This window comes from Pseudoalteromonas sp. MMG006, assembly GCF_018101025.1.
In the GTDB taxonomy this organism is placed as follows: Bacteria; Pseudomonadota; Gammaproteobacteria; order Enterobacterales; family Alteromonadaceae; genus Pseudoalteromonas.
Map to the genome: position 1 here is coordinate 152258 of NZ_JAGJEJ010000001.1, position 11782 is coordinate 164039.

Here is an 11782-nt window from a genome sequence, read left to right on the forward strand (position 1 = left end):
GTTCTAAATAAAAAATTTTTAACGACGTTATAGTGCAATTTAATTTGCTAAATTGATCAAAGATTTATCCAGGTTGGTATAACTTTTAGCCAAAAAAGTTAAATATTATTTGTACCAGAGCGGTTTATTGATTTAACGACGCTGTCACAAATGCCAAACCTTGGAATAGAGCTGGCAGGTTGCTCTAATTTATTGGTTGATTATTGGTTGATTATTGTGTTGCACGTACCAACACGCTTGAACATACTCTTTTTTATACTTTGGCTGGTCAGGGCACGCTAAAAACCATTAATAACCAATACTCATTAACTGAAAATAGCTTAGCTATATTGCCTGCGCGGCAAAGTTTTGAGGTTAAAATAGCAAGCGAGAAATGGGATGTGATTTGGCTAAACCTTGCAAATACCAAGCGCACGCTAAGGTATTAACTAATCAGCAGTTAGGGCCATTGCATTTAGCTATGGAGCTTTTATATAGCGAAAGTAACGCTACTTTGCGTGAAGGCGTTATGCCTATTTTAAGCCACTATTTAAATACTACGCTTCAAAGTGAGCCACAAATAGGTGGGCAAAACAGATTAACCAGTTTGTTTTTAGAGGTAGAAGAGCGCCTGCAGTTTGATTGGACAATAGACGCTATGTGCGAACACGTGCATTACTCAGCACCGCATTTACATAGGTTATGCCAAGCGCAATATGGCAAAAGCCCAATGCAGCAGCTTATTTATTTACGTATTAAACGAGCTAAAAGCTTACTACTAAATACCCGCTGGCCTGTTGCTCATATTGCCGCTTATGTGGGGTACCCTAATATATATAATTTTTCTAAACGGTTTAAAAAATCAGTGGGTGTTTCACCAAGTGAATTTAGAAAATAACGTGAGTGGCTCTCTACATTTGAATAAATTTAAGGTATTGTGCGATTTCTTAAATTTCATTTTATAGTTTTAGGTAGGTAATGCGCTCAAACTACTTTTTAGTCGTGATACTTTTAGTGCTTGTGCACAGCTTTATTAGCTGTGATGCTGCCGCGTATCATTTACAAGAAGAAGTAGATCATGCCAAGCATATTCACGCTCATAGCGATACCAATGACGACGATACGCAATCACCTACTGAAATTCATGCCCATCAGCATTGCCACTGTGGCTACTACAGTACGATAAACCATTCTATAAGCCCTGAACAAAGCCAAGCCACAAACAATGCTTGTTACAATGGTTTGAATTACCCACCAGATGTTCCGCCACCTAATTTTTATAGCTAGTTTCTAATTTTAAATACTTTGTAAATAACTGCCTGCGAATAAGCGTTGTTAGGCTAGTTGTGTGCATATTTAGGTTGCTTGATCGCGCATGTTTTTAATACAAGTGCAGTGATTAAGCCAACTCTGTTTGTTAAAAAACGGACATGCTATATGAATAAAAAACCACTAATGCTGGTGGCGCTACTGTGCGCATTATCCACACAGAGCGCTTTGGCAAAAAAAGAGCCTCAAAACGTATTAACGCTTAAGCAAGCGCTAATAAATACCGAGCAGCAAAATGCAGTGCTTAAGCGCTATCCTTATCATCAAAAAATCTTAAGCGCTTTAAAAGACCAAGCTGCACTTAAGCCTAATCCCGTTGTAAGCTTTGAAGCTGAAAACATTATGGGCACTGAGGCCTATAGTGGCATTAAAGGGGCGCAATACACATTGGCGCTAAGCCAATTAATAGAGCTGGGTGATAAACGCCAACAGCGCGTAAATTACGCAACAGCTAATATAAAAGCGCAAACAATTGAGTATAAAAATACCCGTTTGGCGCTTTTAGCAACAACGGCTGAGCGTTACTATCAAGCACTAAAATACCAAGCTCTAATTGCACTAAATACAGAGCGAAGAAATACAGTACAGCAGGCGCTTAAAGCAATAGAGCAGCGTGCAAATGCAGGCGCTGCATCCCTTGCTGATGTAACTCGTATGCGCTATGCATTAAGCCAAGTTGAATTAAATAGTGCTTTACTAAATAGCGAATTATCGCGAGCTCGTTTAGCGCTTAATGAGCTTTGGCAAAAACAGGTATATAGCGATTATTATGCCGGTGATTTAAGTGCCATTACCCCTCTTAAAAGCGAGCAAGCATTGCTTGATGCGGTTAATAGTGCACCTGAGTTTGCATTGCTACAGCAACAATATTTGCAACAAACTGCCAACTTAGCACTGCAAAAATCAACGGGTCAAAGTGATTTAACGCTTGGCGGCGGTGTGCGTTATAACCAGCAAGCTGACGCCAGCTCGTTTGTGTTTTCGTTTTCAATGCCGCTGCAATTAAGCAATTCTAATAGCGGTAATATTGAGGCGGCGCAGCATCAACTTACCTTACTTAACGAGCAACAAGGGCAATTGCGTATTCAGTTGCGCCAACAAATACGCACGCTGTATGCGTACTACCAAGGTAAAACTGAGCAAGCACAACTTTTAGCGCAGCACGTTATTCCTCAAGCCAAAACGCTGATAGAACAAAGCTTAAAAAGCTACCAACAAGGGCAAATATCGGTATTGCAATTGCTAGACGCACAGCAAGCTTTATTTGATTCTAAACGGGCACTTATCAACACCCATAGCGAACTATATCAAGTACTACTTACTCTTGAGCGCTTAACTGGCCAATCTTTAATTGAGACTCATCAATCATGAATAAAACACTTATCGCATTATTAATTACACAATTTTTTGCACTCCCATTATTAAGTAGCACGGCTATGGCGTCGGCTAATCATCACGCAGAAGGTCATGAAGAAGGCCATGAAGATGAACACCAAGAAAAGGGCCCACACGGCGGGTTTTTACTAACCAATAACGCGCTTGATTTAGAGCTTAAATTAACCCAGTTTGCAGGTAATACCGAGCTGCGAATATATGGGTTTAATAACGATAAAGCTGTGGATATAAATCAGTTGGACGTAACCATAAACGTGCAGCGTTTAAGTGAGAAGCCACAGCTTATTCGCTTTAAAGCCGAAGATGATTATTTAGTTAGTACCGTGAGCGTTAATGAACCGCACTCATTTAAGCTTGATGTAATGGCAAGTTATAAAGGGCAAAAAATAAACTACCACTATGAGCAAGAAGAGGGGCGTACAACGCTAAGCGAGGCAGCAATTGAACGTGCTGGTATTAAAACCGGGATTGCAAAAGCGGGTAGCGTTGAACTAACCGATACTCTATTTGGTGTTATAGCCCCCACCGCACACGGCACCGTAGAAGTAATGGCGCCTTATACCGGTTTAGTTAACGATATTTTTGTAAGCATTGGTCAAAACGTTAAAAAAGGCGATAGGCTTGCAAGTATCACTAACCGTGAAACACTCCAAAATTACACCATAAAAAGCCCAATGACAGGCGTTATTACCGAGCAATATTTAAAGCGCGGTGAGCTTGCTAGTAGCGCGTTAATGCAAATAGTCAATCTTGAAACTGTATGGGTTGAGCTCTCGGCGTTTCCTGAAAATATTGAAAAACTCGCTATAGGGCAAACCGCCAAAGTATACGACTTACATCATCATTTAAATGCCCAAGGTGAGGTGTTTTTTATTGCACCTATGATGACGGGCGGACATATTGCGCGTGCGCGAATCGAGCTTAAAAATCAAGATGGCCATTGGCGCCCAGGCATGCACGTAAATAGCGACGTTAGTATCGCAAATGTAAATGCTGCTGTGCGAGTAAAAGCTAGCGCTGTGCAAGAGTTTAACGGCAAACCCAGTGTGTTTATTAAAAGCGGCAATGTGTTTGAAGTACGCCCTGTAAAACTCGGTGCTAAAAACAGCGAGTGGGTAGAGGTACTCGAGGGGCTTTCGCCAAACAGTGAGTATGTAACGCAAAACAGTTATGTAATTAAAGCCGATATATTAAAAAGTGGCGCAAGCCACTCACACTAGGAGGCAGCATGATTAACTGGATAGTTTCGTTTGCGGTTAAACGCCGCATGATGGTGCTTGCACTCACGCTTTTATTTGCAGGCTTTGGAGTATACAACACCCAAAATTTAGCAGTCGATGCCGTACCCGATATAACTAATGTACAAGTGCAAATTAACACCAAAGCACTCGGGTTTACCCCGCTTGAAGCAGAGCAGCGAATAACCTATTTAATTGAAACTGCGATGGCAGGTATACCTAAGCTTGATTACACTCGTTCGATTTCGCGTTATGGGCTTTCGCAAGTAACTGTTATTTTTAACGAAGGCACCGATATTTACTGGGCTCGCCAGCAAATTAGTGAGCGCATTCAGAGTATTCGATCAGATTTACCTGCCAATATTGAGCCAAACTTAGGACCAATTGCCAGCGGGCTAGGCGAGATTTTTACTTACTCTGTGCATGCAAATAAAGGCGCGATAAAAGACGATGGCACGCCATTTAATGCAGAAGACTTACGTACTTTGCAAGATTGGGTAATTCGCCCGCAGCTTTTAAAAGTAAAAGGGGTTACCGAAATAAACAGCCAAGGGGGATTTGAGCGCCAATACCAGGTAGCGCCGATGCCTGAAAAGCTATTAGCTTATAAGCTTACGCTCAGCGATGTAATAACTGCACTTACATTAAATAACAGCAACCAAGGCGCAGGGTTTATAGAGCGTTTTGACGGGCAATATTTAGTGCGCTCGCCAGGGCAATTAAAAACCATTGATGACATAGCTAACACGGTTGTTGCTAAGCGCGATGATGCGCCTGTACGCATTAAAGATGTCGCAAATGTGCGTTTTGGCAAAGAGCTAAGAACTGGCGCAGCCACTTATAACGGCAAAGAGACCGTACTTGGCACCGCTATGATGCTCATTGGCGAAAACAGCCGCGTAGTGGCAAAAGCGATGGCCGATAAACTTAAAGATGTACAACTTAGCTTACCTGAAGGGGTTGTAGTTGAGGCAGTTTATGACCGTACAACCCTCGTAGATAAAACCATAGAAACCGTAAAAACTAACCTGTTCGAAGGTGCGGTATTAGTGATTGTTATTTTGCTGCTGTTATTAGGTAATGTAACTGGTGCGCTTATTACGGCAATGGTTATCCCGCTTAGCATGTTATTTGCCATTACCGGTATGGTTGGCAATCGTGTTTCGGGGAATTTAATGAGCTTAGGCGCAATCGATTTTGGTTTAATTGTTGATGGTGCAGTCATTGTGGTTGAAAACTGTTTAAGGCAACTTGGCCTTGCGCAGCACAAGCATGGCAGGCTACTTACATTAAATGAGCGTTTAAGAGTTGTAACCGCCGCCAGTAAAGAAGTGTTCAGCCCAGCAGTATTTGGCATTTTAATTATTATGCTGGTGTATTTACCGCTGTTTGCACTGAGTGGTGTAGAGGGCAAAATGTTTCAGCCAATGGCATTTACTGTTGTTGCTGCATTAGTTGGCGCACTTATTTTTGCAGTGACGTTTGTACCTGCTGCTATTGCGGTATTTGTACGCGGTAAGGTGAGTGAGAGCGAAAATGCGGTTATGCGCGGTATTAAAAAAGGTTATAAACCGCTACTTGGCTTATCGCTTAAGTTACCGTGGGTAATGCTAAGCATTGCTGCTGTGCTCGTAATCGCACTTGGCTTCAAAGTTAAAAATATGGGTGCTGAATTTTTACCACAGCTTGATGAAGGCGATATAGCTATGCATGCACTGCGCATTACCGGCACCGGCATTGAGCAATCGGTAAAAATGCAAAAAGAGTTAGAGCAAGCCATTTTAGATATACCTGAAGTTGAAAAGGTCTTTTCAAAAATTGGTACGCCTGATGTCGCAAACGATCCTATGCCACCTAACGTTGCCGATACATTCTTAATGTTAAAGCCGCGCGAACAATGGCCTAATCCAGCTTTAAGTAAAGAAGAACTGGTTAAGAAAATTCGCCATTTAGTAAATGAAGTGCCAGGTAATAACTATGAGTTTACGCAGCCTATAGAAATGCGCTTTAACGAGTTAATAGCTGGCGTGCGGGCCGATGTGGCAGTGCGTATTTACGGCGATGACTTATCAACATTAAAACAGTACGGTGAAAAAGCCACAGCGCTGGTGCAAAACATTACTGGCGCAACCGATGTACGCCTTGAACAAATGGAAGGGTTGCCTACGCTTTCAGTTACGCCGCTTCGCGACCATATGGCGCTGTTAGGTTTAACCGTAACCGATATACAGCAAAGTGTAAGTGCTGCTATAGGCGGTGTGCAAACGGGGCTTATTTATGAGGGTGATAAACGCTTTTCATTATTAGTGCGTTTAGATGAACGATGGTCGAGCGATATATCGCAGCTTGCGCGTTTGCCAGTGGCTGTACCCAAAAGTGCCAACCCCGACCTTGCGTTTGTACCGCTTGGCGAAGTAGCTACCATTAGGATTGATAAAGGCCCTAATCAAATAAACCGTGAAAGCGGTAAGCGTAATGTTGCCGTAACTGCAAATGTAGAAGGGCGCGATTTAGCAAGCTTTGTAAGTGATGCACAAACTGCTTTAAATTCAGATCTTAATTTACCAAGTGGTTATTGGATTGAATACGGCGGCACGTTTGAGCAACTAGAATCGGCAAGTAAGCGGTTATCGCTGGTGGTGCCGGTTACTTTATTGCTTATATTTGGGCTGCTTTACAGCGCGTTTAATTCACTGCGTGATTCGTTAATTATATTTAGCGGCGTACCACTTGCACTGACAGGTGGTGTGCTTGCGTTATTGTTACGCGATATGCCGCTTTCAATATCAGCAGGCGTTGGTTTTATTGCACTAAGCGGTGTAGCGGTATTAAATGGTGTGGTTATGCTGTCGTTTATTAAACAATTAAGAGCCGATGGGCTTAGTTTAATTGATGCGATACAAACCGGTGCGCTTTCGCGCCTGCGCCCAGTACTTATGACCGCTTTAGTGGCAAGTTTAGGGTTTATTCCTATGGCGCTAAATACAGGCACCGGCGCTGAGCTACAAAGGCCATTGGCAACGGTTGTTGTAGGAGGGATTATTTCATCAACCCTACTTACGCTATTAATATTGCCCGCGCTTTATAAGCTAGTACATGCAAAATTTAACAAGCAACAAACGGCTTAGCTAATTGCACCTGTTAGATAACGTAAAAAGCAGCTGAAGTTTCAGCTGCTTTTTTGTTGTTAAGTAAACTTTGCAGGTTAATTATATTGAAACAGATTATCCCAACGCTCATCTAATATCGTTTTTGCGTGTTCTAAATTGATTGCGCTATACACATCACTAGTGCACGTTACCAAACGCATATGTACCAGCTTTTCAAGTGCATCGCTAATTTCAAAATCAAGATCGCACTGGTATTTGCTTTTAAACCAATGCTCTATTTGCTCATCAAGCGTTTGTGCGGTTAAGCCGCTTTCTGATTTGAGTAAAAAGGTATACGCAAGCAGGGCTTCTTTTATGTCTTCTTCTTCGGCGGCGTCTATAAGCGTGTGAAAAACACCGGCGTTATTATCGAGGTTTTTAAAGTAGAGGTTATCGCTAAGCGCTTTCATAAATTTAATTTTACGGTTTTTAAACTTACTCCACTCTTTAAAAATAAAGCTGCCAAATACTCCCATGCCAATGGCAAAGGTAATAAAGTGTTGTTGTGTCATTTCTACAGCTTCACTTCTAAAACCACCCCAAAAGGCAAACAAAGCAAATAACAATAAAATTGATGCGCCAAGCTTAGTAATTAATACCACCGCACCGCCAACTAAAGCCGATGAGCCAATAATCACTTTATCTATAGGGCGCATGCGTACCTCACTATTAGGAAATAGCATTTCGAGATCGGCTTTTGGCACATTTTGAAACAGTTTAACTATGGTAGAGCTGGGCTCAAACCCTAAAGGTGTTTTATTTATAGCTTCAAAGTGGGCTTTATCTTTAAAACGAATAAACACCGCAACACGGTCGTAATTAGTAAAGTGCAGCGGCTTTTTACGAAGGCCCCAAAAGCTAGTTATGGTTTCGGTCAGTTGCGACTCGCCACGGCGATAAAAAACCACTTCTTCAAAGTCATCAAATTCAACTTCAAGGCGCACTTTAAATAGTGACTCTTCATTTAATGCATCTTGTAAGTCTTCATTGGTGATCACTTCAAAGTTGGCTGCGTTGAGTACTTTGGCAAAGTCGCGCGCAAATTCACGTTGGCACTGCGCTTTTTGATCCTCCGATACTGGCGCTAACGATCGCGTGTCACTATTAGGATCAAAGGGGGCGTAGTTATTTTTAAGCGACTCAAGTGTTGCGTGGTAATCGTAATGAATAAGGCTTGCTAGTAAATCGCAAAATTGTTTAAACGATCTTTGCTCTGAAATGCTTTTAAGTTCAGCACTACACATATCAACAATATCTTGCTTTCGAAAGGGAATAAAACGTGCGTTCTGCATAAATTAATAACTACTGTGATAGGGAATCTAACTACGTGGACACATAATAAAATATTCCTATAGATATTACTAATTTGTTAATGATAAATAGCTGACTAACAACGTTAGGTATTTTCAGGCTGTATTAACCTGATTATGTAATGATTAAAGCCACTCATACTCACTTTCGTAGCAATAGGGAATACACATGGCTATTCAAAAAAAACTAAAAGAAAAAACACGGAATTTTATTGACTCAAAGCACATGTTAAGTGGTATTACGGTGGCTTCGTTTTTAGAATCCACCATTGTACCTATTCCTCTTGAGGCTGTGCTGGTGCCTCTGATGCAGGCTCGCCGTGAAAAACTATGGTTAATAGCGCTTATGGCTACATTAGGGTGCATTGTAGGTGCTTTGTTTGGTTATGCATTGGGTTATTACTTATTTGATGCCATTGGCGATTGGGTTATTAATACGTTTTCGAATCCAGAGCAATTTGAAAATGTTAAGCAAAAAATGCAAGACCAAGGCTTTTGGTTTGTAATGACGCTAGGCATTGTGCCCATTCCGTTTCAAATAGCAATGCTTGCCGCAGGCGCTACTAAATATTCTATCTGGTTGTTTTTACTCGCTTCGGGGATTGCGCGTTCCATTCGTTATTTTGGCTTAGCAATTGTTGTTTATTATGCAGGTAACCAAGCTGAACGAATTATAAGTAAACATAAAACAAAAGCGATGATTGGTATCACTATTTTAGTGTTAGGCCTATGGGGGCTTAGTACCGTAATTTAGGCTCATTTACATGTTTTAAATGAGTTTTATCTCAGTGGTCCTTTTTATTAATGTGCTATAGTTTTTTAACAAAGCCGTTAAAAACGTATAATTAAAATGATTGAAACAGTAAAGCTTACCGTAAGGCTTTCTAATTTTTATGAAATGCCTATGCCTAATAAGGTCGCAAGCGTGGCTTTATTGGCTTATATAATGTTTTTTTCGACTTACGTTTTAGCGACGTTCCCGTTTTTACAAGTACAAAACAATGTATATGGTTTTACGACCGATTTTATAAATTTAGTTGTGTTGACGTTTCTATTTTGGATGGTCCAATGCTCAGAATTGTCTAAAAAAGCCTACATATTTTCCACACTCGGTTTATTTTTGTGGACGATGGGCGCGACTGCCGATGTACTCGATGAGCTAGTGGTTCAGCCTTACTGGGTGAGTGTTTATTTTGAAGACTTATGCAGAACCTTAGGTATGCTTTTTACCTCTTATGGTTTATTTAAAACCATGCGTTTTGTCCAGAGTATTCATAATAGGTTAGCCGCAGAGTTAATAATAGATGACTTAACTAAAGTGCATAATAGACGCTACTTTTATCGATATGTTAAAAGTGCAAACACTATACCTTATGTTATTTTAATTATTGATATAGACCATTTTAAGTCTATTAATGATGAATTTGGGCACGATGTGGGCGATATGATTCTTCAGCAGTTAGCAACTACATACAATAATGCATTTGAAGAAAACGCGCAGTTTGCTCGCTTAGGCGGTGAGGAGTTTGGAGGTTATTTACCGACAAGTAATATAAAGCAAGTTAGTGAGTTTTGTCAGCAATTAATAGACCTTGCGCACACCATTAATGTTAAAAATACGCGCCACTTAACAGTAAGTATTGGCGTAGCAAAACAAGCCCCTAACGAGCCCCTCGATAAAGTGATGAAGCGTGCCGACCAAGCCCTATACGTAGCTAAAAACACGGGTCGCGATCGTTTTGAAATTTCATCTACCTAATTTTTTAATAGTTAAACACGTCCTTATTATTTGCACATTTGCTACACTTTTTAACGATTACGTAAGGAAGTGTCAGCGAGGGTAATACTTTGTAAACCATGAAATTTTAATGCTGCAATAGAGTCATAATAGTGATTTTAATAATAAGGAATAACTTAATGACTCACACTCTACTTAAAGCTGCTTTACCGATAAGTTTAATATCTATTTTGGCTGGTTGTGGCGGCAGCGACAGCTCAAGCTCAACGGGCTATATCCAACTTTATAATGGATCATACAACAGCCCTTATACGCGTTTGTTTGTTGAGGAAACAGAGCGTTCAGGTACCGACTTTGCTGATGTAACTACGCGTCATAACTACAGCACAGGTACTTACGATGTAAGTTTTGAATACCTAGACGCTAACGACAGCTACATAACGATTAGCGAACAAGAAGTATCAATTAAAGGCGATAAAACGCAGTTAGTAGTCATGAGTGGCAATTTTGACGAGCCTACATTTACAGAATTAAGCATACCTACATCAAGCGATACCGGTGAATTTAATTTAGACTTTTACAATATCGCTGGTGAAGAAGATAGCTACGATGTTTACCTTGCAACCGATGATGGTGTATTTGAAAGCGCAAATCTTTTTTCATCAGAGCAGTATTTAAGTGAGTTAGATTTACAAAGCTTAGATGAAGGTTACTACACGATTTATATTACTAAAGCGGGCAGTACTGATGTTATTTACGAGTCATCGTCTGTGTATTTTTATGATGAAGCGAGTTACGTAGCAATGATCCGCCCAAGCTATGCAACCGAGGATGATGGTATTACTCTTGATATAGTAACAGATAATAACTACGTCACTGAGCTAAAGCATCAATCTGCTTTAGGGCAGTTACGCTTTATAAATACAGTTGACGATTACTCGCCAGTGAGTTTTACAACCACCCGTGGTACTACTGAAAATACAACAGATACAGTAGCAAGCGATACCTACACTAATTACATTGAGCTTTCACCTAATAGTTACAGCATTGCTATGTACGACGAAGAGGGCACTAAACTTGCTGATAACTTTTTAATGACGCTTGAGCGTGAGCAAAGTGCTGTTGGTATTTTTTACAACGATGCAGATAACGGCCTTCGTATGATGAGCGTTGAAGAAAACCTAACGCCAAGTAGCTACAGCCATACCGTATCGGTAGTTAACTTAATTGAAAGTTACGCCGGACAAACAGTATCAGACATTGACGTTTACTTTACCCTTGATGGTGAAACAGTTGACGATACAAGTAATGTTGTAGATGGCCTTGATAAATACGATCAAGAAGAGCAAGTTGTTGATAACGAGGTTTACACTGTTTACGCCGTATATGAAGACAATGGCCAGCAAATTGTGCTTATTCAACAAAGCGATATGGATTTTACTCAAGAGGGTAACTACATACTAATTATAGAGCATGATGAAACAAGTGCGTCAGGCTACAAAATGACACTTAACCTTACCGTGACTGATAGCGTTGAGTAATTAATTTAAGTTTTAAGTAGTGTTAAAGCCTAAACATATAATGTGTTTAGGCTTTTTTATTGAACAAAATTTACTTGTTAATTAGTAATTAGGTACACTCGTA

8 protein-coding genes and 1 pseudogene are annotated in these 11782 nt (G+C 40.5%); 8 read left to right on the forward strand and 1 reads right to left on the reverse strand.

All coding sequences use genetic code 11. The annotated features are described in order from the left end of the window. The first annotated feature begins 150 nt into the window (after window positions 1–150). From J8L73_RS00670 to J8L73_RS00690, 5 genes and pseudogenes are all read left to right on the forward strand, one after another. Window positions 151–877 (forward strand): annotated as a pseudogene (locus J8L73_RS00670) (helix-turn-helix transcriptional regulator). Window positions 878–957: 80 nt separating this feature from the next. After that, window positions 958–1266 carry a hypothetical protein gene (locus J8L73_RS00675; protein ID WP_211014212.1) on the forward strand — a complete coding sequence of 103 codons (309 nt, stop codon included), beginning with the start codon at window positions 958–960 and terminating at the stop codon, window positions 1264–1266. Window positions 1267–1416: 150 nt separating this feature from the next. After that, entirely contained in the window at window positions 1417–2679 is a 1263-nt protein-coding gene (locus J8L73_RS00680; RefSeq protein ID WP_211014214.1) for a TolC family protein, read from the forward strand. Then, window positions 2676–3923 carry an efflux RND transporter periplasmic adaptor subunit gene (locus tag J8L73_RS00685; RefSeq protein WP_211014216.1) on the forward strand — a complete coding sequence of 416 codons (1248 nt, stop codon included), beginning with the start codon at window positions 2676–2678 and terminating at the stop codon, window positions 3921–3923. The genes J8L73_RS00680 and J8L73_RS00685 overlap by 4 nt, the downstream gene beginning before the upstream one ends. Before the next feature lie 8 nt (window positions 3924–3931). Next, window positions 3932–7069, forward strand: a complete 3138-nt coding sequence (locus J8L73_RS00690; RefSeq protein ID WP_211014218.1) for a CusA/CzcA family heavy metal efflux RND transporter — start codon at window positions 3932–3934, stop codon at window positions 7067–7069. 77 nt (window positions 7070–7146) lie between these two features. On the opposite strand, the gene J8L73_RS00695 is transcribed toward J8L73_RS00690, so the two are convergent. Next, the gene (locus J8L73_RS00695) at window positions 7147–8382 is read right to left on the reverse strand and encodes a TMEM143 family protein (RefSeq protein ID WP_211014219.1); all 1236 of its coding nucleotides are present in this window, start codon (window positions 8380–8382) and stop codon (window positions 7147–7149) included. A 187-nt stretch (window positions 8383–8569) separates the two neighbouring features. On the opposite strand from J8L73_RS00695, the gene J8L73_RS00700 reads away from it, so the two are divergent. From J8L73_RS00700 to J8L73_RS00710, 3 genes are all read left to right on the forward strand, one after another. Beyond that, window positions 8570–9154, forward strand: coding sequence for a VTT domain-containing protein (locus tag J8L73_RS00700; RefSeq protein ID WP_210999064.1), 585 nt, complete (start codon window positions 8570–8572; stop codon window positions 9152–9154). 96 nt (window positions 9155–9250) lie between these two features. Continuing rightward, the gene (locus tag J8L73_RS00705) at window positions 9251–10159 is read left to right on the forward strand and encodes a GGDEF domain-containing protein (RefSeq protein ID WP_211014221.1); all 909 of its coding nucleotides are present in this window, start codon (window positions 9251–9253) and stop codon (window positions 10157–10159) included. Window positions 10160–10317: 158 nt separating this feature from the next. Then, window positions 10318–11679, forward strand: a complete 1362-nt coding sequence (locus J8L73_RS00710) for a hypothetical protein (RefSeq protein ID WP_211014224.1) — start codon at window positions 10318–10320, stop codon at window positions 11677–11679. Window positions 11680–11782: the final 103 nt, after the last annotated feature.